Raw genomic sequence first — 26,427 nt, forward strand, 5'->3', positions numbered from 1 at the left:
AACAGCGCGCCGAAGTCGCCCGCGACCTCGCCCAGGCCCAGCGCCGCAGGGCCGAGCTCGCCCGCCGGGCCACCGCGCTCGATCACCTGCTGGGGCTGCTGCAGGCCCGCCGCAAGGCCCTCACCCGGCGCCTGCAGGCGCCCCTCAAGCGCCATCTCGATCACTACCTGCACCTGCTGTTCCCCGACGCCAGCCTGGAGATCGACGAGCGCCTGCAGCCCGGCGCCCTCACCCGCCGTGGGCCCAACGGCAGCGCCAGAACCGAGACCGGCCCCTTCGACGCCCTCAGCTTCGGCGCCCGGGAGCAGATGGGCGTCATCAGCCGCCTCGCCTACGCCGACCTGCTGAAGGAAGCCGGCCGGCCGACCCTCATCATCCTCGACGACGCGCTGGTCCACAGCGACGCCGAACGCCTCGCCCAGATGAAGCGCGTCCTCTTCGACGCCGCCACCCGCCACCAGATCCTGCTGTTCAGCTGCCACCCGGAAGACTGGCGCGATCTGGGCGTGGCGCCGCGGGCCATCGCGAACCTGCGCAGCTAGGCCAGCGTCCAACCCCGCACCGAACCCGGAGCCCCCGATGACCGACAAGCCCAACCTCGCCGACCTGCGCAAGAGCTACGAGCACGGCAGCCTGGACGAAGACCAGGTGGCCACCGAACCCACCGCCCAGTTCACCGCCTGGCTGGACGAAGCCCTTGCCCGCGGCCTGCCCGAACCCAACGCGATGACCCTCGCCACCGTCGGCCCCGACGGCCGGCCGTCCACCCGCGTGGTGCTCATCAAGGGCTGCGACGCCCGGGGCATCGTGTGGTTTTCCAACTACGCCAGCCGCAAGGGCCGCGAGCTGGAACACCAGCCCTTCGCGGCGCTGCAGTTTCACTGGGTCGAGCTGGAGCGCGTGGTGCGCATCGAGGGGCGCGTCGAGAAGGTGTCGGCCGAGGAATCCGACGCCTACTTCGCCAGCCGGCCGCTGACCCACCGCATCGGCGCCTGGGCCTCGCCCCAGAGCGAGACCATCCCCGGGCGCGGCACCATCTTCGCCCGGGCGGCGGAGTACGGGCTCAAGTTCGGCCTCAACCCGCCCCGCCCGCCCCACTGGGGCGGCTACCGGCTGGTGCCGGATTACTGGGAGTTCTGGCAGGGCCGCGCCTCGCGCCTGCACGACCGCATCGCCTACCGGCTGCAGGACGGCGCGTGGCACAAGGCCCGGCTGGCGCCCTGAGGGCCTGAGCCCGGCGGGCTTACAGCCGGCGCTTCACCGCGTCGGCCAGCGCCGCGTCGTGGTGGGGGTCGGCGACGTCCGCCAGGCCCGCCGCCACGCCGGCCCGGTCTTCGGCGGCGCGGTTCTGGCTCATCTTCCACTTGCCCTCGATCCGGGCGATGGGGATCTCGATGCCGACGATGGCCTTCATCTGGGCGGCGATGAAATCCGCCGGGGCGTCATCCACCGCCCACGGTTCGGGGCGGCGATCTTCCTGCAGCCGGGTGAGGTCGTCGATCTGGCGGCGCAGCCAGCCCGCGTCCTCCACCACCGTCGGGCGGCCCCAGGCATGCACGGTGGCGTAGTTCCAGGTGGGCACCACCTTGCCGGTGGCCGCCTTGGTGGCGTACCACGAGGGCGTCACGTAGCCCTCCTCGCCCTGGAACACCACCAGGCATTCGTCCAGCCCGGCCAGCTCGCGCCAGTGGGGATTGGCCCGGGCCACGTGGGCGCGCAGCACGCCGTGCCCGCCTTCATCCGGGTAGATCAGGAACGGCACCGGCGAGGCCATCAGCCCGCCGGGCCCGTGGGTGACGAGCAGCGCCAGCGGATGGGCGCGCATCAGCGCGTGCAGGGTGTCGGGGGTGGCTTCGCGGAAGGCGGGCGGGATGTACATGGCGGGCAGGCGGCGGGTCGGTGAAGCCCGATCGTCCCACAGCGGCGCCGGGCCGGAAACCCCGGCCGCGCGTCAGTCGCCGGCGCCGTCCTTGGTGGCGCGGATCAGGCCGATCAGGTTGTGGGGCTGGCCGCGGACGACCTTCAGCAGCTCGGTGCGCGCCACCTGCTGATCGACTCCGTCGGCGATCAGCTTGTCGAGGAGTTCGCCAAAGCGCTGGCGCCGCTTGAGCCCGTTGGCGGTCTGGTCGCGGCGGTCGTAGAAGACTTCGAGCAGGGTCGAGCCGCACACGCAGTTGCGGAACACCTCGACGATGGCGCTGCCGTCGTCGTCGATGCTCGCCTTGAGGCCCGAATGATCGGCCCGGACCTGCCGCGTGGCGGCCAGAAATTCCTCCGCATCGGCGTAGGCCTGACCACAGTTGCGGCACACCTTCGGAAACGTGGCCTCTTCGAGCGCCTGCAAGCTGCGGAACAGTTCTTCGTGGGAATAACGCAGGCTCATGCTCAATCCCCTGACCAAAGTCAGGTTTAACGGCAGCGCAGGCCGCGGATTGAAGCCGGATGGCCCGCCGGCGCCGGCTACACCGGCCTCGGCGTGAGGAAGTACGCCTTCTGCACCACCCGGCCCCGTTCGCCCGGGGCCCCGTCGGGCAGGGCCTCGAGAAAACACTGGGCGCTCTTCAGCTCCACATTGAAGAGCCGCCCGTACAGCCCGGCGATCTCGGCCGAGATGGCGAGAAGCTCCTCGTCGGTCTCGTGGCCCTCGGCGTCTTCGGTGGTGAGCAGCAGGATCCGGCAGTCGGCGGGCACGATGGCGCGCAGGTGGGCGAGATAGGCGGCCCGCAGTTCCTCGGGCAGCGCGGTAAGCGAGGCGCGGTCGTAGATGGCCTTCACGTCGCCCAGATCGGCGGCAGTGAGCGCGAAGAAGTCGCCGCAGTGGATCGCCAGCCGGCCGTTGCTCCAGCGGGTGAAGGCGCCCAGCTTGTGGCGCACCGGCTGCAGGCGGCTCTCCTTGAAGAAGTCGCGGGCGGCGATGGGGCTCAGCTCCACCCCGATCACCTCGTGGCCCTGCTGGTGCAGCCACAGCAGATCGCGGCTCTTGCCGCACAGGGGCACGAAGACCTTGTCCGACGCCGCCAGCCCGAGCGCCGGCCAGTAGCGGATCAGCAGCGGATTGACCGCCGCCTGATGGAAGCCGATCTCACGATCCCGCCAGCACTGCTGCCAGCGCTCGTTGTCGCGGTTGGGCATGACGCGTCCGTCCTTTCGGGGAGGATTGAAGGGACGGCACGGCGCGCGGCCGCCCCCACGGGTTTCCCCGCTGCCATACCGGCGGAGCGATGCCAGGCACCGGCGCCCGGCTGGCAGGCGTCGATCGGTGGTCGAGTTGGCTTGAACGGATGCCGGCGCACCATTTGGTGCACTGCATCGTCAACGCAGTATGGCGCGACCCGGGCAAAAGGGAAACGGAATTCTCCCGCCGGGCAGGGCACCGCCGCCGCCGATTGCCGCCGTCATGACCCGGTGCTCTAATGCGCCCTCGCCCCCGCCAGGAAAGCCCCGCCCATGACCCGAAAACTCCACACCCTGCTCGCCCTGTGGATGCTGGCGGGGATGAGCCTCCTCGCGCCCGGCCTGGCGTCCGCCGCCGACGCCGGCTTCACGCTGCCCTTCTACACCTTCAACGGCCACATCCTGATCGACGGAGCGGTGGATGGCCGGCGGGGCAAGTTCATGTTCGATACGGGCACCGAGTTCCCGTTCTTCCTGAACAACCACTACCTACCGCTGGCGAAGGACAGCCGCATCGGCGAGGGCCACGCGGCCTCCGGGCAGCCGATGGTGCTGTACCGGCAGCGCGCCCCCGTCGCCATCGAGATCGGCCGGGACGTGCGCCTCGACGCGGTGCCCGGCCTCATCCACACCGACTGGCAGTTTCTCGAGGCCGCCTACACCCCGGCCTTCCTGGGCAGCATCGGCCACGGCTTCAACCGTGATTACGTGTTCGTGATCGACTACGACGCCCAGACCATCGCCTTCCACCCCTACGGCCAGGATGCCGCGGCCCTCCCCCGGGTGATCGACCCGGCGCGGGTGGTCGCCACCCTGCCCTTCACCCCCACCGGGGTGGATGGAAAGATGCCCGAGGTAGCCATCCGGATCGGGGACGAGACGCTCACCGCGTTCTTCGACACCGGCAACCTCGGCACCCTGGAGCTCACCACGGCCACCCAGGCCCGGCTGGAGCGCCGGGGCCGGCTGCAGATCAGCGCCAGCCCCTACACCTACGGCGCCTACGCGGCCCGCCGGGTGGCCAGCCTGAACGGGCTCAGCCACGCCGGGCAGGCGCTCCACGACGTGCGTGGGCTCAGCTTCAGCACCGCGCCCCACGACCGCGTGGGGCTGGGCCATGCGTTTCTCCGCCAGTACGTGACGGTGTGGGACTACCGGGCGCGCACGCTCACGCTGCTCGCCCGGTAAGGGGCGCCCCGATCACCAGATGCTCACCCGCGCCTCGGGCGGCAGGTACAGCGCGTTGCCGGGCTTCACATCGAAGGCCTCGTACCACGGCCCGAAGTTGCGCAGCACGCCATTGACCCGGAACTCGCCCGGGCTGTGGGGATCGGTGAGGGTGATGCGCCGCAGGAAGCCCTCGTTGTACTGCGAGCGCCACAGCTGGGCGTAGCCCAGGAAGAAGCGCTGGTCGCCGGTGTAGCCGTCGATCACCGGCGCCTGACCGGCGTAATCGGTGGCCACCAGCTTCCGGTAGGCGCTCCAGGCGATGGCGATGCCGCCCAGGTCGCCGATGTTCTCGCCGAGGGTGAGCTGGCCGCTCAGATTGAGGCCGGGCAGCGGCGAGTAGGCGTCGTACTGGGCCACCAGCTGCTTCGCCCGCAGCTCGAAGGCGGCGCGGGCCGGCTCGGTCCACCAGTTGCGCAGCGCGCCGCGGCCGTCGAAGCGGTTGCCCTGGTCGTCGAAACCGTGGCCGAGCTCGTGGCCGATCACCATGCCGATGGCGCCGTAATTGACCGCCGGGTCGGCCTTCGGATCGAAGAAGGGCGGCTGCAGGATCGCCGCCGGAAAGACGATCTCGTTGCCGGCCGAGCTGTAATAGGCGTTGATCACCTGGGGCATGGTGAGGGCGCTCCATTCCCACTTGCGCACCGGCCCGTCGAGCATGGCCCGCGCATCCCGCTGGGCCCACGCCTCATAGCGCATCACGTTGCCGAGGAGGTCGTCCCGGGCCACGCGAACGGCGCTGAAATCGTGCCACTTGTCGGGGTAGCCGATCTTCACGGTCACCGCGTCGAGCTTGGCGATGGCCGCTTTGCGGGTCGGGGCGTCCATCCACTCGGAGCGGGCGAGACGTTCGCGGAAGGCCGCCCGCAGGAAGCGCACCAGCTTGTCCGCCGCCGCCTTGGAATCGGACGGGAAATACCGCTCGGCGTAGAGTCTGCCCATCTGCTCGGCCACCGGCGGCCGGGCCAGGAATTCCAGCGCCTGCTTGTCGAGGGGCCGCTGCACCGCGATGCCGCCGAGGCGCCGGGCGTAGAAATCGAAATGGGCATCGACCCACGGCTGCGAGAGCAGCGGCGCGCGCCGATCAAGGTAGTGGAAGGCGGTGTAGGCCCGCAGGGTATCGACGGGCGTCTTGCCGAAGAGCGCAGCGGCGGCCTTCACCGCGGTGTCGGTGCTCAGATTGACGCGCGTCACCCCGTCGAAGCCGCCGGCCCCCAGAAAGGCCGCCCAGTCGAAGCCCGGGGCATAGCGGGCGAGGGCTTTCACCGACATGGGGTGGTAGGTCTTCACCGCGTCGCGCTGGGCTTCCGGCGTCCAGTGGGTGGCCGCCAGCGCCGTCTCGAAGGCGACGATCGCCTCGGCCCGGGCCTTGCCATCGCCCACCCCGGCGCGCTGGAACACGCCCTCGATGTAGTCGCGGTAGGCGCTGCGAAAGCCGATGTAGGGCTCCTCGTCCTTCAGGTAGTAATCCCGCCCCGGCAGCCCGATACCGCTCTGGGAAAGCGACAGCACGTAGCGCCGGGGGTTGCCCGGGTCCTGGTCGACGCCCATCCCGACCACCGAGCCATAGCCGGGCTCGCCCATCCGGCGGGCAAAGTCGCGCCGGTCGGTGAGCGTGAGGATTGCATCCAGCCCGGCCTGCAGCGGGCGGCTGCCGAGCGCGTTGCGCCGCGCCATGTCGGTATAGCTGGCGTGCAGATCGGCGATCTGCTGTACCGGCGTGCCCACGGGCGCCTGCTGTCCGAGGACGTCATCGACGATGGCCTGCATCTGCCGCTCGGTACTCAGCGCCAGCCCCACGAAGGCGCCGTTCATGGGCAGGCCCGGGGGGATCGTGGCGGTATCGAGCCAGCCTTTATTCACGTGGCGGTAGAAGTCGTCGCCCGGCGTGATCTCGGGCGCGATGTAGCGGGTCTCGACGCCCCACTGCCCGAAAGCCGGCCCCCTGGCGGCGCTGTCGGCGTGGGCTGCGGCCCCCGCCAGCATCAGCGCCGGCACGGCCAGCAGCATGCATCCGAATGAAATACGACCTGTTGCGACATCACCCATGGCGGACTCCCTGGTTACGGTTGTGAGCCTCGCCATTCTAGGGCGTCCGGCCATGACAGACGCACGCAATCGCCGCGCCGGATCAGCCCGTGGATGGACGACCGACGCCAGCCGCCCCCGGGAGCCGGACCGCCGCGCTGCGACGCGTCACCATCAGCACGCCGCCCAGCACCAGCGCGGCCCCCGCCATCTGCTGCAGGGAGATGGCTTCATCCAGCAGCACCCAGCCGAAGACGATGGTGAGCACCGGCCCGAGGGTACCGATCAACACCGCCCGCGCCGCACCGATCCGGCGGATCGCCACCGACTGCCAGAACACCGGCAGCACCGTCGAGAAGATCGCCATCCCCGCGCCGTACAGATACACCGGCAGCGGCTGCGCCAGCGCCGACAGGGGCTGGCTGACCACAAAGTGGAGCTGGGTGGCTACCGTGGACACGATGATCGCCAGCGCCGCGAAGCGGATCGCCCCGAGCCGGCGCACCGCAAGCTCGGTGCCGGCGCTGTACAGCGCGTAGGTGAGGGCCGAGCCGAACACGAAGGCCGCGCCCAGCCACACCGCGTGGGTGTCGCCGGCGATCTTCAGATCATGGGCGAAGGCCAGCCCGATGCCAGCGTACGACAGCACCAGCGCCGCCACCTGCCGCCGCTCCAGCCGCTTGCCCATGAAGAGCACGCCGATCAGCACGGTGAGGGTGGGATAGACGAACAGGATCAGCCGCTCCAACGCCGCCGAGATGTACTGCAGCCCGACGAAATCCAGGATGCTGCTGCCGTAGTAGCCCAGCAGCCCCAGCGCCACCAGCATGCCCCAGTCGCGCCGGGCCAGCGGCGGCGCATCGCGCCCGATCCACAGCCCCACGCCCAGCACGATGGGCAGCGAGAAGCTCATCCGCAGGGTGAGCAGGGTGATCGCCTCCACCGGCGCGGCGGCGTAGGCCAGCTTGACGAAGATCGCCTTGAACGAGAAGCCGAAGGCCGCCAGCACCGCCAGGGCAACGCCCATCCGCTCGGTGGACCAATGTTTCCAGGGCATTTGGGGCGCTCCTGCCAGTGTTGTGATAAAACGAATGATGACCGGCCGATCAACCCCTTAAAATTGGCTTTTCCCCAAGCCAGCCTTCGTCCATCACCAACACTGATGCACTACGACCTCACCGACCTGCGCCTCTTCGTGGCCATTGCCGAACTCCGCAACCTCACCCGCGGGGCCGAGCGGGTGCATCTGGCGCCGTCTTCGGCCAGCCATCGCATCCGTCTGCTGGAAGAATCCATCGGCACCCCGCTGCTGATCCGCGAGGCCCGCGGGGTCAAGCTCACCCGCGCCGGCGAAGCCCTGCTGCGCCACGCCCGCCAGGTGTTTGCCCAGTTGGAGCAGATGCACGCCGACCTCTCGCCCTTCGCCAAGGGCGTGAAGGGCCACGTCAATCTGTGGGCCAACACCCACGCCACCCACACCTTCCTGCCCGAGAGCCTGTCGGCTTTTTTGCGCAGCCACCCGCAGGTGAGCATCACCCTGGAGGAGCACACCAGCCCCGAGATCGTGATGGCCGTGGCCCGGGGCGAGGTGGAGGTGGGCGTGGTGGCCGAATCGGTCGAGGGCGCCGAGGTGGTCTTCATCCCCTATCGGGCCGACCGGCTGGTGCTGATCGCCCCGGTGGATCACCCCCTCGCCGCCCAGCCCAGCACCGCCTTTGTGGATGTACTGGACCAGCCCTTCGTGATGCTCCACGCCGGCTCGGCCATCCACACCTTCACCATGAACGCCGCCGCCGCGCTGGGCAGGCATCTGGAAGTGCGCATCCAGGTAAGGAGCTTCGAGGCCGTGTGCCGGATGGTGGGCGCCGGCGTCGGCCTCGGCATGGTGCCCAGGAGCGCCATCCCCGACGGCCCGGCCCGCGCCGCGCTGGCCATCCTCGAGCTGCAGGAGCCTTGGGCCCAGCGGGATCTGAAGGTATGCGTGAAGAAGCGCGAGCAGCTCTCCGGCTTTGCCGCGGCACTGGTGGAGAGCCTCACCGGCAGCGTGCAGGATGAGCCCCCGCCCTGAAACAAGGCTCGTGTATCCTGCGGCAAATCCCCCCTTGCGAGAGACACCATGAGCCAGCTTGTTCAGGTCATCTACGTGAGCAGCGAAGCCTACGTCCTCCAGCAGTCCGATCTGCTGAGCATCCTCGACGCTTCCATCCGCAACAACCCGCCAAGGGGCATCACCGGCATGCTGCTCTACGCCCGCGGCTCCTTCATGCAGGTGCTGGAAGGCGAGGAAAGCGCGGTGGCCGAAACCATGGCGCGCATCCACGCCGACACACGCCACCAGAACATCTTTGAACTGAGCCGCACCCCCATCACCACCCGCGAGTTCGGCAGCTGGAGCATGGGCTTCCGTGCCCTCACCCCCGCCGACGCCGCCACCTGGCCCGGTTACGCCCCCTTCTTCCAGTTTGGCTTTGATGCGACCACCCTGATCCACCACCCGGGGCTGGCGGCGGAAATGCTAAGGACCTTCGGGGACAAGAACGGGGAATAGCAGAAGGACTCGCCCTTTCTGGCTGCGCGAGCTCAGTTCGAGCGGCGACAAGCCCGCTGCGGGCTCCGGCAGATCAAGTTTTACTTGAACCGGTTCATCTCCAGCTTGAATCCGGTCAAGCCCGACTTGAACCGGTTCAACTCCGGGTTAAGGCAATTCACCTTCGGGTTAAACCACTTCAAGTAAACCTTGAACAAGTTCAAGTCAGACTTGAACTTGTTCAACCCGGACTTGAACCCGTTCAACTCAAACCTGAACCCGTTCAAATAAAACCTGAAAAACATCAGGTGGAAGCTGAACTACATCAAGTTCCACCTGAACCAGTCAATGTCCCCACCGGGACCGCCCCCATCCACCCGCCATTCATTACGACTGGGTGCCGCCGCTCCCCCCTTTGCGCTTGCCCTGGCCGGCAAAACGCACCGCCGCCTGCTCTGAAAGCTCATCCAGCGCAGCCCCCTTGCCCGCCGCCTTGGCAAACCGGTAAGCATCCAGCGTCGCCTTGTAGATGTCGCTCCCCAGCGCCATCTCCGTATCCTCCGCCCGCCGCGCCAGCGCAGTGATCCGCAGGAACAAGGGCCGCAATTGATCCAGCGCCAGCATGTCCTCGGTAAACGCTTCGATGTCGAAGGAGCGGGGCATGCTGTCCGGGTTCTGCAGCACCACCTCATGCGCCTTGCGCGCAAACATCTCGGATTTCGGCCCCATCTTGCGCAGCTCCTGACGCTGCTCGACAGACAGGGAAATCAGATCCACCAGACTCTGCTCCAACATCCCCAAGGCCTTGCGCGCCTGATCCAGCTGCTCGGCCGACAAAACCAGCGAAACCACGTTCTGAGTCATTTCCCGCTCCTCAATGATGTTATGTGTGTATGTCTTTTGCACAATTTGTGCGGGGCGCAGTTTGGATGCCAGGACGGACAATGTCAAATGGTTGGTGATTGAGGAGGATGACCAGGGCCTGGGAAGCTGCCCTGGAGCGCGGGGTTCGGGGTAACCGTGGAAGGCCGTTGCTGCGTGATGACGGCCGGGGAAAGTGCGGAGATCCGGGAGATGCTGGAGAGCTGGATCAGGACGTATGGATCGCGATGGCGGCCATGCTGGTGCGCTAGAATGGGGGGAATCGGCTGACGGTCGCGGGAGCCGCGTGCGGCCCCCCCGGCTAGTGGCCTCTGATTTGTGCACCTGCCCATTGACGATATGGCGTGGGGTCACATGGCGCTCAGCGAAAGCCAAAATTAGGTAATCGAGCATCAGGCCGCAATCTCCCCCCACTCAAGGCCAGGGTTGAGCGGGCGTAAGATCGTTAAAAAAATAGAATCACATTGGCGTCACTATTTCGACTGGTCATCCTTGTCAACTCAACCAGCTTTAACGGATCATCACGCAGGTTGGCAAGCTATCTAATGAATAGGGGAGCAAGAATGAGCAACATTCACATCAAGAGAGCCGTTAGCAACATAAGAGAGAAGACGTCGATCTACACCCCAATCGTTGAAGCAATTGTTAACTCGATTCAGGCCATTAAGTCCAAAGAGGAAGCAAACGGCCTAGTAACGGTCACACTCAAGCGAAATGGTCAGCTAGAATTAGATGGCACCCAAAGTGGAGATCGAAGAATTGAAGAGATCCAGGTCAGAGACAATGGAATCGGCTTCAACGAGGTAAACCGAGAGTCATTCGACACCCTATATAGCGACCTAAAAATAAACGAGGGCGGAAAAGGTTTTGGGCGCCTCACATATTTAAAATACTTCGATCACGTTTGGATTAATTCCGTCTTCCAAAAGAAGGATGGCACCTACTGGACATTCGACTTTAAGATGGGTGATGAAAAGCACTTCATTACAAACGAAGCTAGCCTACCTGCAAAAACAGGCCAGACAGGGTCAGTAACTAGACTTGGTGGTCTGAAAAAAAAGTCCGCCATTAACCAATCCGCCAAGACTATTGCCCGCAATCTCGTTGAGCTATTGCTACCATATTTTATTACAGAAGAATATAGCTGCCCTACCATTATTTTAATGGAAGAGGATGAATCCGAAAGAATAACGCTTAACGAGTACCTCTCAAGCAAAGAAGCTGTTATCAAAGAGCTTCCCCTGCTCGAATCGGAATTCTCATTGCAAGGCAGTGAGCGTCCTCAGGAATTCAAGGTCCGCTTATTCAAAATATTCTCACCAGGATCAAAAGTTAGCAAAATCAGCTTGGTGGCTGACAAAAGAGAGGTTGAAACCGCGTTTCTTCACCGATACATTCCCGAGTTCGAGGACGAATTTTTCGAGCCGTCCAGCAATCCTGAATCGCCAGGCAGAAATTACATCATCAAGGTATATGTATTCGGAAAATACCTTGACGACAATGTCTCAATTGAACGAGGTGGATTCAATTTCCGCAGAGATCGCGAGGAAAACAACGAACTCTACGCAGATATCTGCCAAACAGAGATCGAAAGAGAAGCTGCAAAGCTAGCGAATACTGCATTTTCAGGAGAGGTGGCTTCTCGACTGGAACGAAAGAAGGCCATCATTCAAGAATACGTTGAGCAGCAAGCACCTTGGCACAGGGAGACGCTCAAGAATGTTGATCTCAATGAATTCTCAATGCACCCCAAGCCTGAAGAAATGGAAGAAATTCTTCACCGAGAGCAATTCAAGACTGAGACAAAACTTAGAGTCCAAGTAAGAAACATATTGGACAAGGAAGAGCCGTCAGATCAAGGCGACGAGGCCGCCAGAGCGGTAGCAATAAACATTAGCGAAAAGAGCAAAAGCGAACTTATTCACTATGTTGCGCTACGGAAATACTTGCTAGATTTGCTCGCAAGAAAGCTTGACTATCGTGACGATGGGAAATACCACACGGAAGGTGCGGTCCATGACATCATTTTTCCAAGAAAGAAGGATACTGACCGTATTCCCTACGAAGGACATAACCTCTGGATCTTGGACGAGCGACTTAGCTTTACCAACTACGTTTCCTCTGACATTCCGTTCGATGGCGGCAATACAGACAGGGGAGATGTAATCGTTTACGGCCATCGAATCGCCATGCGCGGGGACAACACCGCCACGAATCCGATTACAATTTTTGAGTTCAAACGCCCTGGCAGAGACGATTTTGCCGATCCTTCTTCCACCGAAGATCCAATTGCCCAAATCGTTAGATACGCAAACAGACTGAGGGACAAACGTTTTAAAACTCCTCCGGGGCGCCCAATGGAGGTAAGTGAAAATACACCATTTTATGGATACGTGGTTTGCGACTTTACACCGAAGGTAGAAGAGTGGCTTGAAAGAGAAAAGAGCTTCACACCGATGCCTGACCGAAAGGGATGGTTTTCTTACCAAGTTGGCCCCAAGATATACATCGAAGTTTTGAGCTGGGACAAGGTATTAAACGATGCAATCCTGAGAAATAAAATCTTCTTCCACAAGCTTGGGATTTAGTAAGCAAGGGCGTGGCTGTCGCCGAGCCCAAAGGCTGCTTTGTTGCGAATGCTAGACGGCTGCCACTGACAGCAACCGCTGCTGCACAGCAAACATAGACAGACGATGATCGAACGGCCGCTTCGGGTCGAATGCCGTCGTTGCCCGAGATAGTCTTATCCGTCCATCCAACCAAATGGCGCACGGCGATGCCCCTTGCCGAATGACCACCTCAATCTGGATTTCGCTGCGCGGACATCGGCGGGGGTGGGCGGCGTTGGATCATGACAAGACGCCGGCGCTGCTTGTCGGGTTACGCTGCGCTAACCCGACCTACCTGAACGCCCCTTCATCGTCTTTTCCAGCCCTTCCAGCATCCGCAGGTCTTCGGCATCGGCGGCCAGTGCGTCGGCATGGCGGCGCTGAGTGTCGAAAACGTCGTAGCGCTCGTGGGCAGCGGCGCTGGCCTGGTCGGCCGAGCGCGTGCCGGCGCCTTGAAGAATGGGGTAGTCGTTGAACTCAAGCAGCCGGTCCACGTTGTTCCGCCAGTAGTCGAGGGTGAGTTGCTGCTTCTGCCTGACGCGCAGTTCGGCCTGTTCTAGGAAGATCACGACGAGGCGGTTGAGGGTGTCCACTTCGTCGGCGGTGAGGTAGTTCTTGGCGACGATCACATCCTGCTTGCGGACGCGGTTGCCACTCCAGGTGGTGAGGCCCATGTTGGGGGCATCGGCGCTGGCGCGGTCGATGATGATCTCGGCGGCGGTCTTTTGGGTGACGGCGTAGAGCAGCTTGTTCTGCACTTCGGCAAAGAAGAGCTGGGCGGTCGCGTCGGTGCTCCGGTAGTCGGCGCTCAGGCTGAAGAGGTCGCGCACCTTCTGGTAAAAGCGCTTTTCGGACGCCCGGATTTCCCGGATGCGGGCCAGCAGTTCGTCGAAATAATCCCACCCGCCGGGGTTCTTGAGGCGTTCGTCGTCCATGACGAAACCCTTGACCAGATATTCGGCGAGGTAGGTGGTGGCCCACTGGCGGAACTGGGTGCCGCGTACGCCTTTTACGCGATAGCCGACGGCCAGGATCATTTCGAGGCGGTAGAGCTTGGTGCGGTAGCGCTTGCCATCGGCGGCAGTTATTAAGGATTCCTTAATAACTGAATCCGCGCTCAACTCACCTTCCTTCAGGATGTTGCGGATGTGGATGTTGGCGTTGGGAATCGTAGTGGCAAACAGCTCCGCAATTTCGGCCTGACTGAGCCAGACGCTGCCGTCTTCCGCCCGCAGCTTTAGCTGGGCCTTGCCGTCGTCGGTCTGGTAGAGGATCAGTTCGCTCATTGAGTTTTCTCCCTGGGGCGGGCGGAGCTAGAGATTGCCGCCTCCAAAAAGCAGAAAGAGGCCGGGGGGCCTCTTTCTGGGATTGCTTCGATCAGTAGGGGATGTTCAACGCAGGAACGTCTGTCGGATGCCACAGTTAACGAAAAGCAAGCCACTGATTATAAATCAGATTGTCACTAACTTTGGCACTAAGGTGGTGGCCACTGCCAGAGTTCATGAAAAAACATCCAGCTTGTGCCAAAGATAGTGATATTTTCCGGTGCCTGTCATGGCCAAGGCAATAGATAGTGTTCCACTCTCATGCTATGGCCGGGTCTGCATGTGTGCGTGGAACTAAACCGAGTGGCCCCACCCGGTACTGATGGGTGGTCCTGCTCGGAGGTGAGTCCAAGAGTGGCTGTGCGTGCCTTCATGACTTTGCGCAGACCCCGACGGGCCCTGTCGTTGTCCCCGTTCATGACATACCCGATCATCGTCGCCATCGGAAGACCGTTGGAATACTGGCCAGTAACGAAGCGCATGAGGCCCTCTTTGACATACGGGACACAGAGACTTCGCACTCGGGCTGCATACGGTACATTCAGCCGCTTGCACTCATAAGCCAAGTAGACCTCTTCATCATCCCCCACGGTCAGCACGAAATCGATGCTGCTCGACAGAGACACATTGCCATCGGCATCGTCGATTAGAAGTACTTGCTGGTACTCGATCCGCCCGGGTACCTTCTTTGTTCGCCTCAGAGCTTGTACGAGATGTTCGGTGATGTGGTCTTCATGCGTCATCGCGTCCTTCTTGGTCTGCAAAGGCCTAATGCAAATCGGCCATGCAGCTTCAATCGCTTCGGACATTTGCTCACCAAGGTCTCGAAATTGAGCGAGCCAAGTATCAGGACTGCCTGCCAGCACGGACTGCCCCCTTCTGCTCCTTGCGAGTGGCGGCCGCTACGAACTCCGCGGCGATCTGCTCTGCGTCAGCCAATGCTGTGGATCGAAGCCAGTGGCGTAGCGCCGTGGGCTTCACAAGGTACATGTCACGATCAATGACGAGACGCAGATCAGGTATCAATTGCACGTTGCCAGGCAAATCGATGGGAAGCTTTACAGTGATCGACCCGAGGAAATCGTTGAACTCGCCGGGCAAATCCTCGGTGTACGGCGTAAACTCATCGCCGATCGTCAACTTCAACACCGCCACATCCGTAGAGTGCGCTGTCAGGGAGGCTGAGACGGGCACGCGAAAGTGCGGAGAGAGCGCACTGCACAGCATGGCGGCGTAGTCCGACCGTTGACGCGAGCTGGCCGGTGCCCAAATGGACTGCAGACCCGCATTACGTCTAGGCTGCATGGCTGGAATGATGGAGTGCACTGTGTCTTCGACGATAGCCACGTCACTATCGTCGAATCCGTAATACTCAAACACTAGATGGTCAATGGCGTCCAGCACATCATCTTGTGAAGTCAGCAATTCCTTCACCTTCGCCAGCTGCCCGTCGATGAGGGCCACCAACCCTTTTTCTGCCTTCAGCGCCCTCGCCGGATCTGGCATGTTCTCAGGATCGTCGAATGGCAGTTTCAGCAGTTCCCCTTGGTGGACCTTGGCTCTATCGGTTCCGAGATTCGCGGTGTCGTGGAAATAGAACCAAGCCGCCAGACTGCTGTTCAGCACGGCCGTTAGCACCTTCGCTTTGCGTTGCTGCCTTGGTGGCACAGTGATCGCCTGAAGCGAATGCTCAAACACTACGTCCTGTTCGCTGAACGCGGCCCGCACTCGGCCAACAGCCCGCTTCACCCCTTGTGAAATCAAGATGTGAGGTCCAATGAATCCTGCATCGAATCCAGCCCGGCGCACGACGGAGGTAGGCCAGGGATTAGCCTTTACACGTGGTATCACGACTTCTTCGAATTTATTGGCGTCCAGGTAGGGTAGCCGTGTCACGATTTCGGCGATGGTGGTTGGGTACTCAGGATCGTTCAGGCGGCTCTCCTGCGCTGGCTGGAAGCCCTGCCCGATCACCCAGTGCTCGTCTCGGTTGAACTCAACTTTAGACCTCTTGAATGCCTTGAACTCCTGTATGAACGAACCCAAGGTGGGTATCGTTCGCAGATACTGCAATAAACGCTCCTCAGGCGCTCGCGCCCACAGGCGCCGCTTGAACAGGGTTGAATCTTCTGCGGCTAGGTCAGATCGGAGCGACAAACGGTCGGCTCGCGACAGCGTTACTAGCCGTTTGAGTCGCAGGTTCAGGTCAGCTTTAGGGACCCAATACTCAAAGCGATAGGGCGCTTGCTCCTGTTCCTGCTTCTTACCGCCATACAGCACGAAGGCTGTTGGTCGCTGCGCTCCATCGAAGAGCTGGAAGCACAGATCCGACATGTTGATGATTCGGCGGACCCTGGACCGCTGCAGCAACATCTGGCGCGCTGCTCGGCTCTCGGTGTTGTGTAAGATCCCCATAGCAGGCAACAGAAACGCCACTAAGCCGGTTGGTTTGATCCCTTCCAGGGCCTTCCACACGAATCCCCACGCGATGTCTTTGGCGGGCATTAGATAGCCCTTGAAAGTGGTCCAGTTTTGCGCCGTCGTCAGTTGTCCGGTACGGCCATTCCATGGCGGATTACCGATGATCACGTCAAACGAGCGTGCATCCTCGACGGCAAAAAAATCCGCTCCGGGAAGCAGCGTCTTCCCATACAGAGGCGGCAACAACTTGCCGGCCTCGATGAGTTTGGGCAAGTCTGAAGGGCTCGATTGTTCTAAGAGTGCGATGTACAGCGAAAACGCCGCAACACGCACTGCGGACGCATTGATGTCTCCCCCATGAAGACGATTTGCAATGGCCTTCAAGTCGATCCAAGCCGCATGCCGCTTGTTCTTGGTTTGGCAATGATGTGCAACCAGACGCTGAAACAGGCGTACCAAGAAGATGCCAGATCCGCAGGCTGGATCGCAGTAGACGCCATGCTCCTTTTGTTCGTCGGTTAACTCGTCCCACAGTTGATTGACGACGATATCGGCCAAGAACATCGGAGTGTAGAACGCCCCGTCAGCACTCTTCTTTTCCGCCTCTTCCTTCAGGAATCGGTCGTACACCGCACTGATGAGTCCGATCGACATGTACCGGAAGTCGTAGCCCCAGAACCGAATCTGGTGAGTGGCCATGTTCTCGTGACCATGGCGAAACCGCGCTAGCACAGTAAGATGTTCAGCCTTGAGCTTGGCTGGACGATCTTCTTCCGTCTCAAATGCGCAAGGGGCCTTGAAGAGGTTGCCGTTGAAAGCGCGGTGCAGCCATGCGAACAGCGCTTCAAATGGCTCGGTATTTCCGGCCCCGAGCAACTCCACTAGGGTGGCAAAGCGTCCCTGCGACGCGGCACGAAATACCGCTTCGCCGATGATCTGACGATCCTCCAGATAGGCCACGAACATGGTCTGCATCAGCAGCGCTTGTGCGGCGTCTGTGCCCAATTCGTCTTTGAGGCTGCGAAACGCCATCAACAGGTTGGCCAGAAGAACGCTGTCAACCCGGTTGTCGGGATTGAAATAGCCATCGTTCTCGTACCAAAATCGACCTGATTCCGTCGCGTCCAGCAATTCGCGGAGCGTCAATGCGTCGTCGAGAAGGGAGAGCGTCTTTACCAAGCGCGCGTCTTTGCCCCGGTTCTCCTCACGGTACAACGGTCGTTGCACCAGCGAGTACGCAGTCAATTCATCGCCACGAATGACGAGCAGCATGCTCATCAAACCCTGGTTCCACAGAATCCGATGGAGTTCGTCGATGCGTTCTATGGAGGCAAGAGGATCGCTCAGAAAGCCAATTGTGGGAACGCCGTTGATGCAGCTGACAGCTGATAGGCCCAACTCACCGAGTGCAAAACGGATCGCCTCGGCATGTGCACCTGCAGAGACCTCGCTGCCGACCGCATAGAACTCGGGAGCCTGGCGTCGGTCGAGCGCCAGCGCTTTCGACCAGCGGGAATCGATGACCGCGCTCATGAGTGGAAGTGCAGTGGTTGTGTCGGGGCCGTGACGCTAACCGACATGCGAGCGCCCAAGAGCTCAGTCATTGGAGAGGCCCAACGTGGTCTGCTTGTCGCCAGCGAACCGTCCGCCGATTGCGGCTCCACGCGGCCGCTTCTTAACGGGCTTTACCCGTGCTATGACAGGTTTGTAGTCGATGTGGCGGACGGACATTTCAGCGAGAAGACTGGCGATCAATGCAAGGTGAATGGGGACTTCGCCCCGTTTTTTATTGTTGGAAACTGAGGTGGGCTGCATGCCAATGAGATCAGCAAAGCGTTTGACACTAAGGCCCGCCCTGTTCAGCTCACCAAGAAAATCGTCGTAGGTCACGGCAAGGCTGGATCATAATTTAATGAGATTAAAACACATAGAAAAATGAGGCTCAACCCAAAAAATGGGCCAGGTTTGCACAAGTAGACGCCACGTGCCCCAGAGCGTTGTTGAGCGGACCGTTACACCGATTTTGCATCTGGCTTTTCCATCACCGTAACAAGGTGGCTGGAAATACCGCTTCCAACGTCGTCTGTCCCCGAATCAGCCGGCCAGCCACCTCCGCCAAGGCCCGGACGCCCTCGATCCCACTCACCTCCAGCGGCGCACAGAGCTCCATCCCGATCCCCCATCGATACCACCGCACAACCAGACTTGGGCGGGCTTCGTAGTCGATTCCCTCCTGACGCAGTCGCTCTTCGATAGCATCAACCCGCTCAAAATAGGCCTTCATCTGGTCCGACCAGCCCTGGGTACGGTACGTGACCACCCTTTTCCTTGAACGGCCGACGCGCTTCCAGCGCTTCTCTTCGCTCCACGGAGCAGAATCTTCGGGCATCAGCCCGGCCTCCTCGTAGGCTCGTCGGGCGATCTCGTCTTCGTACCTGGCTTTGGGGTGAATCCACCACACCATTACCCGGCGTCCATTGAGAATGAAACCGACGTCATCCCACAGGTTCACTTTGTCGGGCTCTGGATAGGTATGTGGGATGAACAAGCCGTTGGTCAGACGCCAGGGGTGGTTGCGGTGAAACTGGCGCATCAGGACACGGAGACGTTCGTATCGAGGATTTTTCATGATCACTCCGGCTTGGCGAGGGTGTTCGAGTGGCAGGAGGGGGAAGACCGCACTTCCCGATTCAGCTTCGTCCTCACTCACAGCGCACATTGGCGACACCGTAGAGGGCCTGCTCCAACGTCAGATCCGTCCGCGTCAGGATCGTGTCCACCGTCGCGGGTGGTATCCACTGCCCCTTCTGGCGCCTGACCAGTTCCAGGGCGACTTCAGCGAGATAGTTCATGTAGTGGCCTCGCAGGGAGTCCCAATCGTCGATGTGCAACGTTTTGCCCTTCCTCTCGACCAGTAGGCGATAGATCAGCCGTAAAGGGGCTTCAGCGCGTTGTACGCCCGGACTCCCCCATGTGAGTTCGTCGTCACTCAGGGCTTCGTAGATATCCCGCGCGATCAGGTTCAACCACTCGTCGGTCATGTTGACGGGGAGTGCGGCTTCAAATGGGCCGCTGAGGATCTCGGCCTGCAAACGGTTCAGGTCCGTGTCTGGTAAGTCTTCACGGTTCAGCATTGCCCGACTCCTGGGTCTGGAGAGGTTGGTCAAGAAGGTGCTCCACGTCGCTGCGCAGGTAGAAATACTGTCGGCATCCATCGATAGCAGGGCCTGCCGCAGGGTGAATTTGCAGGCGGAGAAGGGCTTGTTTGGGCGAAGTGCCCGAGCGCTTGGCGATCTCCACCAAGGAGATGTAACGCGCCTCGAACTTCGCGATCCCGTCGCGAGAAACTCGACGCACCTGCGTCAGCGGGGACGACGTGCACTCCAGGAAACCGCATCGAACCAGGTGATAGGCCACTTGAGCCTTGATCCCCAGAATTCCGGCCGCGTCGGTGATCGAGTAGCCCCTGCCGTTGGACTCACGCCAGTGTGCAAGCCAGGCCTGTACTTCCCTGCGAGGAAGCAACAGACCTCCCAGGACATTGTTTTCCACGTCGCGGGTGGCAATTGGAGTCAGCACGCCTGATTGAAGCGCGTGAAGCAGTGCGGCGAATGCCCCGGCCTCCAGGCGCCAAGCCTTGAGAATCTGGACGAGGGGAACGCAATCAGGGGGTTCTTCCTTGGTCACCAGCGCTTGGCGCGCTGAGTATGCGCGGCCCAAGTCATCTAGCTGGTGCCTGGAAATCAGCCACGTTGCCGCGCCATGTCCTTCGGTCGACAAAAGCGGTTTGATCATGCCTGTCGCGATCAGCTCGCGAACGCGGTGCTTAGAAAGGCGCAGATAGGCGGCCGCGTCCTGCAAGGTGAGGCCATCAGATATCAAGGTGGCAAGAGGTTCGACCTGCGAAGCCGGAAAAGACCACACGCGACGGCCGCTGGGCTGGGCCGCGATGTCGGCCTCGACCCAGCCAGCCAAGTGCAACTGCCGGACACGAGCCGGCGTTGTGCCTGCCGCTGCGGCGATAGCCTGGGCTGTCTTCCGACTGCCGGTGGTTCGGGTGCCAAGGCGGCGGTTACGACGACACAACAGCCCCCACCAGTGTTCTCGCAGGTAGTCCTCGAAGGCCTCGCGCAGAAAGGCGAACTCATCCCCCTCGAAATCCCGGTACAGCCATCGGTACAGGCGTCCAAAGGTTCGAACCAAGCTGAACGATGGCTCTGCCCGTCGCTGCAGATCGCCCAAGCAGCGATGAAAGCCAGAAGGCCAAGCGGCGAGCAGACTGGCGAGTTGCCGATTCACCACGATGGCTCGATCAAGACGGTGGAGTCCAGGTGTCTGCCCGGAGCGAGTCTCCCGCTCGACATCGAAGAGCGCGGCTACACGATGAAAGAGCGTGATCCAGGCAGCCACACTCAACGAAGGGGCGCCCTCCTGGGCTTGCCCTGCCAAGGCACCCTGAAAGGCAAGCTGGAGCCGGAGCTCATCCTCGGCGATACGCTCAGCGGGGATGCCGATCAGCGAAGCGCCGCACAGGCAGCGGTCGAGCACGGTTCGTTCTGGCCGCTGATACTGATGGCAAACCGCGCAGGTGTCCCGTAGGTAGCATCCGTGCTCGGGACACGCGACGCACAGCTTGATCACCCACCGGGCTCGCAGAAACCGCTGCTCGGCAAGGCAATGGGGGCACCAGCGCAAGTGGTCATGGCAGTAATCGGATGGGGCGAGGCCCTCAGCCAACACCTGTTCGACTCGACAGAAACGCGGCCAGGGTCCGGACAAGAAACGCCATTCAGCAGGAGACAAGCGCAGCGCGTACCTGACCGAGGAGCTGGATCCCGTGCGCCTCGGCCCCAAACCACGCCACAGGGCACGGGGTGATTCATAACCATTGGCCTCTGCGACCCGTACCAGATAGCCGTAAGCCCACTCGCCTGGATGAGGCCTCGGACGCACTGGAAGACCGTGGCGCCTCCACCAGCGCCCACCGCCCGTCGTCACGACAGCAGATGCGTGGTAGATCGGTTCAAACCGCTGCACGGGTGACTCCTGCCGCGTGACACGCGAGCTCGCAGAGGTATTGCAGGTGTGCGCTGGATACGGTCCTCAGCTGCGCATCGAATGCCTGTATGAAAACGTCGTGACCACAATCCGCCGGAAGCGGCCGGCCGGGAGGCCACGCCTGTGCGAAACGTCGAAAGTGCTCGGGACTGACTTGGGCTGTTGCCGCGCCGACAAGAACGTTCAGCAACAACACGCGGAACTGGGCATCCAGGCTTTCGAAGTACGGCGTCGGGGAAATGGCGACTTGCGGAAGTGTGTCCGACACTTCTATCCATGGGCGCAGACTGGACCACCAGCGCATCAACAGGCCAAGGCGCGCCTGCCGTTCCTCGATACTCAACGCAGGATTGAAGACCAATACCCGTGCCTCGCCGATGGGAGACGCAAAATGCGCGAGGACGCGATGAGCCACCAGGTAGGCACCTGCTGGCAGATCCGTCTGGCTTCCGGCATCGGCCAGATAGTCGAGCAGCCGTCGGGTCGGATGCTTGTCGTCAAGCAACAAAAAGACGTTCCCACGCTCGCGATGGTGACGAATACGTAGCAGACGAAGGAGCCGGCATTCCAGTCCGTCTGGCCAGTCCTTGAGCAACCGCCCGAGGCGTTCATCCGTTGTACGCTCATGCGTGGCGTGGCCTCGGCTCACTTCATGGATGCACTGCAGCAGCTCCTGCAACCAGAACACCAGTGCATAGGTCTGGCGAAGATGGGTGGCAACGCGCCGCTCAACATCGGGAGCCCATGATGGAGTGTGGAGCCCACTGGTTTCTGCGACCAATCGCGTGAGGCGCCCAAGTGCGGGCGATGCAGGAGGACTGACCAGGGTAGTCAGCGATTGGCCACAGCGGCAGGTCCAGTCCGGCCCCATGCTGGGCCATGTCAGCCCGCGCCCACATTGGCAATGCTGGAGAAGCAGGCAATCGTGCAGGGGGCAGATACTGACCAGCGGCAGCTCCCAGAGCGCGAGATGCACGCCTTGTTCCGCCAAACAACGTGGACAGACCCGTATCGGCGACAAGATGGCGCGTTGCCATGAGCGCCCTTTCCGCTTCGGCCCGGCCTCCGGCAGAGAAAAGCGCTGATCGAGCCACAGGCGGCGATCCTCGGTGGAATCCTGTCCAGTGAGGCGACGGATCAACGCCCAAGCCTCCTCCCGGCGTACCGCGCTTTCCGAGCGATACAGGGTCGTAATCGCATGGTGCAGTGCCTCCGGCATCCAGTGACCGTTCGTACCAAAGTGCCGGCTGACAAACCCGGCCAGGCTTTCGCCCGGCTGGCGTGTAGGTCGGAGGGGATAGCCTGCCAGTTCAAGCAGCATGAGCACGCCTCCTTGAGGAAGGCCGAACTACCTCGTCACTGGGTTGGAAGGGTTCGCCAGCCCTGTCCAGCCGCCGGAAGTCGAAGTTCGCACAGAAGGGATTCAATGCCCCAACCCCTTGGGGCCAGATCGCGGAGGTAAACGCAGCCTCTAGCACTGCGAGGGTGATCTCCTGCAAGTCCTGCTCAAATACCTGTCGAATGGCGCCAATCAGGAGGCTCTTCACATAGGAAACCCGCCCATCCGTGGCGGCATGCAATCGGTAAGCAAGCTCGCTCCAGGTCGTTCCCCCTTTGTTGAAGGGCACGGGCAAGGAAGGTGTCAGGGACGTAAACAGCCGAAGACACTGGGTTTCGATGGTGTGGTCGGGATCCTTTCCGAACTCCAGATGGAGACGGAGCATGAACCGGCGTCGTAGTTGTTCGTTAACCCTTAGAAGGTTCTCGACCCGAGGCAAGCCCAAGAGCACCGTCGGCACCTGCACATCGTCCATCAGGCTCTTGAGCCAGTCGCCGACCATGTACTGGGTAGGTAACTGGCCTCGGTCCTGGATGTGATTGGCTTCGTCGAAGAGGATGAGTTCAACAGCACAGGCGCGCGCGAGACGCGCGACACGTGCAGTCTTGGCAGAAGTCGTTCCCGTCGTCGGCGCCGGATCACCCAAGCGTGCGAGCATGGCTTCGGCGACGCTGGCGATGGTTGCTGTCGATGGCATCGGCACAAAGAGCACGGGTATCACGTCCCGCTCAGGCAATGATGCATGGGGGTAGCGCTCCACCATTGCCTTGCAAAGCGTCGTCTTGCCACTGCCCGACTCCCCGGTTACCAGCAAATGTTGAGCGATACCGGTTTGACGGTAGAGTTGAACGAGCCGCTCAATCTCGTTGAAGGCTGCCACGAACGGGGGAAACTGCAAGTATTCGCTGGTGAACACCCGCAGGGCTTCGAATTCCGCGACGTTCATCCGCGCAGCCCCTTCTCAAGCTGAAAGGTAGGCAGCGGCGCGGGCGGTTCGTCGAGGGCCGCCTCCGGTGCCGGGATGGGTTTAGTGACAGGCTTGGGAGGCGTACCGGGGTTGAGTCGGGCCTCTGGATGAGTGCTGGTCTTGCCGTGGATGTTGGCCGCCCGGCGTCGGCCGCGCTGTTTGCGTCCCTTGAGGAGTTCATCCACCGCGATAGCCAGGTCGTACTTGGCTTTAGCCAAGGCGTCGGGGTTCTCGGCGGAGTGACCGCTTTCTCGGACCTGCTGCTGGATGAGCTCGTGCTGGAGGAGTGTGAGACCCTTGGCGTAAGCCTGGTTCAAGGCCGGAACCGTCACCGGATCCTGCTGCTCGGGCGCCCAGACCTGGATACTGCCCAGATCCTCGGCGTCGAAAACGAGCCGGAGCTTGATCCCCGGCCCCCAGGTGCGCAGGATGGGATCGAGATCGGGACCCGCGTAGCGGATCCCTTTCAGGACGATCCCATCTCGACGCAGGGTGCGCTCCTCGGCCATGCCGATCCTGCGCTGCAAGTCGTCCAGACTCCCCGGTAGTTCCGGCTCGTGACGCTTCAGGCCCTCATGCCACTTGGCCCAGGGCGTCGTACCGATGCCCCGGTGGACGGTTTGGGCATAGATATCCAACAACCACTTCTCCAGGAGGTGCTTGAACTCGGCCAGGGTCAGGAGGGCGTGCTTCTGGGAGTCGTAGTCGCCCCGGTCCTCCAGTCTGGAGAGACTGGTGCCCGGTAGCTGGTGGCTCAGGGTGAAATTGAACGTCTGCAGGAAGCGCTCGATGGCGCCTTTGAACCAAGGCTGCCGCTTTGGGCAATAAATGATGCTCATTCCCAGGTCCATGGCGACGCTATCCAAGGCCGTGGAATAGAACTCCAGACCGTTGTCAGCAACCAGTACCGCGATCAGACCGTAGCAAGGCCATGCGTGCTCCACGGGCAAATCGGGTATGACTTCCTTGACCGGGGTCTTGGGCAGGATGGCATGGCGTAGACCACCGACAACAGCGGCGGCGGAGGTGCCGCCAAAGCTGAGGTAGTAGCCGACTGGGAAGCGGCTATACACATCGATGAACAAGGTCAGGACCGGTCGGCCAAGGGGGAGGCCCGTGATCTCGTCGATCAGGAAGAGGTCTAGGGGCGTGTGATCGACCTCAACCCGCATCAGGATGCCGTCAACGACAGGCCCCGCTTTGGCGACCCGATACCGACGATCCGCAACGTGCTTCCCCTCGGCAAGCCGCGTCTGGTCATAGGCCTCCAGGCGCCCGAACAGGCGATAGACCGTTCTCAGGGAGGGGAGGCGGAACTGGTCAGTCGGGAGACGCTTGGCGTTCTCGGCGCGGATCTTGCCTTCGAGGCGGGTAAAGATCGACTTGATGGTTGCCGATGGACTTGCCTGGAAAGCCTCCTCGGCAGCCTCCCCGAAAAGTTCGCGAATCCGCTCTGCTTGCCGCGTTCCTGCGCCACCTCGTCGGTCAAACCGGGGAATCAAGGCGCGCGCATCTTGAGCCCGCCGGTAGGCCTGGTGCCATCTGTAGAGGGTCATCGGAGACGGAGGATGCGGGTCGTTGATGCGTCTTGAGACCTCGGCAATCAGGGGAACGAGGTGATACGGCGTCAGCGGGATCTGTCCAGCCTCCCGAATCGTGTCCAGATAGGCCATACGCGTGCGCACTTTTGCCTGAATGTGGCTGGGAAGCTCTGCCAGCGGCCGCTGATATACCTGAGCAACAGGAACCGTGTCAGTGCCCGGAGGCATACATAGCTGCCCTGCACTGAAGGCAGCCAAGAGCTCCTGCCGGGAACTCAGCACGGTCTGTCCGTCGCCCAGACGCTCCAGCACAACCTGATCACCCGCTCCCAGGCGTTCGATCCGGTGAGCGGCGCCGTCCCACTCAAAAACCAAACCGGTCCGAAAGACGAAACCACGCATGGTCGCCCTCCTGAGCAAGATGGAGCTGGGTGTCGAAGTCCACGGGGTGGCCAAGATTGCAGGTAAGTCGCCCGGCCATCAGCAACGAGAGAGGGTCCAGGCCAACTGGGGTGAGCACCTCCTTGGTTGCTCGAATCGAAGCCGGAAAATGCACTGCCAGCCGCTCCAGGGCGACGTCGCACTTCAGCAGAGATGGGCGGATACGCGGGGCCTGGTGGTAGATCCAGCGCAGGTTGCCCAGACGCGGCTCGACACGAAGTTGCAGGTCGGTCAGAACGACAAACATGCGACCGATGCGGGTGAAGTGTTCGGTAATGCGGTCGAGCTTGTGTTTGGTCTCAGCCTCGGCAGCTAGCTCTTTAGGCTTGATCTCCACAAGCACTGACGAACCATCGGCCAAAACCAGCTTGAAGTCCGGTGTGTAGCGGCGCAAGCGATTGCCATCCGGATATTGGATGGTTTCGGGCTGTTCCGTGTAGGCCAAGATCAGGGGCGAGGTCTCGAAGTGATAAATGGCATCCAGTTCAAGAAGGCCCTCGTGGTGGACCATCCGGCCCGTCTTGCGGCTGGGGAACTTGCCCCGGACGATGCCGCCGGTGTGACGGAGGATGGTCCGGGCGCGTTGGTGGGGCAGGCCAGCAGGCGCGAGGCCGTGCCACGTGCCTTTCCATGAAAGTGAAGTCATCGCGATTCCTTCCGGTGCCGGCGTGAGGGCGTGAGAGCCCGTACCAGCACCATCGATGTGGTTCGATATGCCTGGTTTTGGGCGTAGAACGCCCCTTTCTAGGGTCAATGACCGTTGAAAAACCGGGGATGGGGATGAAATCGACCTTGACGCATCCAGGACGGATCGCGATACTTTGCTTGTCTAGAGCGGATCGCGAGATCCCGGTAACAGCGGGTCAGGCCGAAAGGTTTGGCCCGTTT

Annotated in this window: 23 protein-coding genes and 1 pseudogene; 6 read left to right on the forward strand and 18 right to left on the reverse strand. The window is 61.8% G+C overall.

The genetic code is table 11. The annotated features are described in order from the left end of the window. Together QQK25_RS08055 and pdxH are read left to right on the forward strand one after the other, a co-directional pair. The coding region (locus QQK25_RS08055) for an ATP-binding protein (protein ID WP_368736550.1) at nucleotides 1-542 on the forward strand (542 nt) is incomplete at its 5' end. A 37-nt stretch (nucleotides 543-579) separates the two neighbouring features. After that, nucleotides 580-1,224 (forward strand): pyridoxamine 5'-phosphate oxidase, encoded by a 645-nt coding sequence (gene pdxH / locus QQK25_RS08060; protein WP_284187483.1) that lies wholly within the window; start codon nucleotides 580-582, stop codon nucleotides 1,222-1,224. 19 nt (nucleotides 1,225-1,243) lie between these two features. On the opposite strand, the gene QQK25_RS08065 is transcribed toward pdxH, so the two are convergent. The 3 genes from QQK25_RS08065 to QQK25_RS08075 form a co-directional block, all read right to left on the reverse strand. Then, entirely contained in the window at nucleotides 1,244-1,879 is a 636-nt protein-coding gene (locus QQK25_RS08065; protein WP_284187484.1) for an FMN-binding negative transcriptional regulator, read from the reverse strand. Between the two features lie 72 nt (nucleotides 1,880-1,951). After that, complete coding sequence (locus QQK25_RS08070) at nucleotides 1,952-2,383, reverse strand: oxidoreductase (RefSeq protein ID WP_284187485.1); 432 nt, start codon at nucleotides 2,381-2,383, stop codon at nucleotides 1,952-1,954. Nucleotides 2,384-2,460: 77 nt separating this feature from the next. Then, a complete protein-coding gene (locus tag QQK25_RS08075; protein ID WP_284187486.1) occupies nucleotides 2,461-3,132 on the reverse strand; it encodes a thiopurine S-methyltransferase in 672 nt (223 codons plus the stop codon). Nucleotides 3,133-3,447: 315 nt separating this feature from the next. Between QQK25_RS08075 and QQK25_RS08080 the strand changes: the two genes are divergently transcribed. After that, nucleotides 3,448-4,362 (forward strand): hypothetical protein, encoded by a 915-nt coding sequence (locus QQK25_RS08080; protein WP_284187487.1) that lies wholly within the window; start codon nucleotides 3,448-3,450, stop codon nucleotides 4,360-4,362. 12 nt (nucleotides 4,363-4,374) lie between these two features. On the opposite strand, the gene QQK25_RS08085 is transcribed toward QQK25_RS08080, so the two are convergent. Together QQK25_RS08085 and QQK25_RS08090 are read right to left on the reverse strand one after the other, a co-directional pair. Then, nucleotides 4,375-6,411 (reverse strand): M13 family metallopeptidase, encoded by a 2,037-nt coding sequence (locus QQK25_RS08085; protein WP_284187488.1) that lies wholly within the window; start codon nucleotides 6,409-6,411, stop codon nucleotides 4,375-4,377. 121 nt (nucleotides 6,412-6,532) lie between these two features. Continuing rightward, on the reverse strand, nucleotides 6,533-7,486 hold the full coding sequence (locus tag QQK25_RS08090; RefSeq protein WP_284187489.1) for a DMT family transporter: 954 nt from the start codon (nucleotides 7,484-7,486) through the stop codon (nucleotides 6,533-6,535). Between the two features lie 105 nt (nucleotides 7,487-7,591). Here QQK25_RS08090 and QQK25_RS08095 point away from each other — a divergent pair, with 105 nt between their 5' ends. Together QQK25_RS08095 and QQK25_RS08100 are read left to right on the forward strand one after the other, a co-directional pair. Continuing rightward, nucleotides 7,592-8,497, forward strand: a complete 906-nt coding sequence (locus tag QQK25_RS08095) for a LysR family transcriptional regulator (protein ID WP_284187490.1) — start codon at nucleotides 7,592-7,594, stop codon at nucleotides 8,495-8,497. Nucleotides 8,498-8,545: 48 nt separating this feature from the next. Then, nucleotides 8,546-8,977, forward strand: a complete 432-nt coding sequence (locus tag QQK25_RS08100; RefSeq protein ID WP_284187491.1) for a BLUF domain-containing protein — start codon at nucleotides 8,546-8,548, stop codon at nucleotides 8,975-8,977. Between the two features lie 366 nt (nucleotides 8,978-9,343). Here QQK25_RS08100 and QQK25_RS08105 read toward each other — a convergent pair whose 3' ends face one another. Then, nucleotides 9,344-9,820 (reverse strand): hypothetical protein, encoded by a 477-nt coding sequence (locus tag QQK25_RS08105; RefSeq protein ID WP_284187492.1) that lies wholly within the window; start codon nucleotides 9,818-9,820, stop codon nucleotides 9,344-9,346. 581 nt (nucleotides 9,821-10,401) lie between these two features. On the opposite strand from QQK25_RS08105, the gene QQK25_RS08110 reads away from it, so the two are divergent. After that, the gene (locus QQK25_RS08110; protein ID WP_284187493.1) at nucleotides 10,402-12,426 is read left to right on the forward strand and encodes an ATP-binding protein; all 2,025 of its coding nucleotides are present in this window, start codon (nucleotides 10,402-10,404) and stop codon (nucleotides 12,424-12,426) included. A 302-nt stretch (nucleotides 12,427-12,728) separates the two neighbouring features. Here QQK25_RS08110 and QQK25_RS08115 read toward each other — a convergent pair whose 3' ends face one another. The 12 genes and pseudogenes from QQK25_RS08115 to QQK25_RS08165 form a co-directional block, all read right to left on the reverse strand. Next, entirely contained in the window at nucleotides 12,729-13,733 is a 1,005-nt protein-coding gene (locus tag QQK25_RS08115; RefSeq protein WP_284187494.1) for a virulence RhuM family protein, read from the reverse strand. A 266-nt stretch (nucleotides 13,734-13,999) separates the two neighbouring features. Next, nucleotides 14,000-14,581, reverse strand: a complete 582-nt coding sequence (locus QQK25_RS08120) for a hypothetical protein (RefSeq protein ID WP_284187495.1) — start codon at nucleotides 14,579-14,581, stop codon at nucleotides 14,000-14,002. Nucleotides 14,582-14,618: 37 nt separating this feature from the next. Next, nucleotides 14,619-17,726 (reverse strand): N-6 DNA methylase, encoded by a 3,108-nt coding sequence (locus tag QQK25_RS08125; protein ID WP_284187496.1) that lies wholly within the window; start codon nucleotides 17,724-17,726, stop codon nucleotides 14,619-14,621. Nucleotides 17,727-17,789: 63 nt separating this feature from the next. Next, on the reverse strand, nucleotides 17,790-18,083 hold the full coding sequence (locus QQK25_RS08130) for a hypothetical protein (RefSeq protein WP_284187497.1): 294 nt from the start codon (nucleotides 18,081-18,083) through the stop codon (nucleotides 17,790-17,792). Between the two features lie 151 nt (nucleotides 18,084-18,234). Then, nucleotides 18,235-18,822, reverse strand: coding sequence for a hypothetical protein (locus QQK25_RS08135; protein ID WP_284187498.1), 588 nt, complete (start codon nucleotides 18,820-18,822; stop codon nucleotides 18,235-18,237). Nucleotides 18,823-18,895: 73 nt separating this feature from the next. After that, on the reverse strand, nucleotides 18,896-19,327 hold the full coding sequence (locus QQK25_RS08140; protein ID WP_284187499.1) for a hypothetical protein: 432 nt from the start codon (nucleotides 19,325-19,327) through the stop codon (nucleotides 18,896-18,898). Further along, nucleotides 19,314-20,741 (reverse strand): helix-turn-helix domain-containing protein, encoded by a 1,428-nt coding sequence (locus QQK25_RS08145; RefSeq protein ID WP_284187500.1) that lies wholly within the window; start codon nucleotides 20,739-20,741, stop codon nucleotides 19,314-19,316. The genes QQK25_RS08140 and QQK25_RS08145 overlap by 14 nt, the downstream gene beginning before the upstream one ends. A 60-nt stretch (nucleotides 20,742-20,801) precedes the next feature. Further along, a pseudogene (locus QQK25_RS23610) lies at nucleotides 20,802-21,230 on the reverse strand (TniQ family protein); the annotation flags it as partial. Then, the gene (locus tag QQK25_RS08150; RefSeq protein ID WP_284187501.1) at nucleotides 21,217-22,572 is read right to left on the reverse strand and encodes a TniQ family protein; all 1,356 of its coding nucleotides are present in this window, start codon (nucleotides 22,570-22,572) and stop codon (nucleotides 21,217-21,219) included. The gene QQK25_RS08150 and the pseudogene QQK25_RS23610, both read right to left, overlap by 14 nt. Then, the gene (locus QQK25_RS08155; protein ID WP_284187502.1) at nucleotides 22,562-23,536 is read right to left on the reverse strand and encodes a TniB family NTP-binding protein; all 975 of its coding nucleotides are present in this window, start codon (nucleotides 23,534-23,536) and stop codon (nucleotides 22,562-22,564) included. Before QQK25_RS08155 ends, QQK25_RS08150 begins: the two co-directional genes overlap by 11 nt. Next, nucleotides 23,533-25,500 (reverse strand): TnsB C-terminal domain-containing protein, encoded by a 1,968-nt coding sequence (locus QQK25_RS08160; RefSeq protein ID WP_284187503.1) that lies wholly within the window; start codon nucleotides 25,498-25,500, stop codon nucleotides 23,533-23,535. The genes QQK25_RS08155 and QQK25_RS08160 overlap by 4 nt, the downstream gene beginning before the upstream one ends. Next, nucleotides 25,463-26,185 (reverse strand): TnsA endonuclease N-terminal domain-containing protein, encoded by a 723-nt coding sequence (locus tag QQK25_RS08165; RefSeq protein ID WP_284187504.1) that lies wholly within the window; start codon nucleotides 26,183-26,185, stop codon nucleotides 25,463-25,465. The genes QQK25_RS08160 and QQK25_RS08165 overlap by 38 nt, the downstream gene beginning before the upstream one ends. Between the last annotated feature and the right edge of the window lie 242 nt (nucleotides 26,186-26,427).

Origin of the sequence: Zoogloea oryzae (genome assembly GCF_030161255.1) — a bacterium.
Taxonomy (GTDB): domain Bacteria; phylum Pseudomonadota; class Gammaproteobacteria; order Burkholderiales; family Rhodocyclaceae; genus Zoogloea; species Zoogloea oryzae.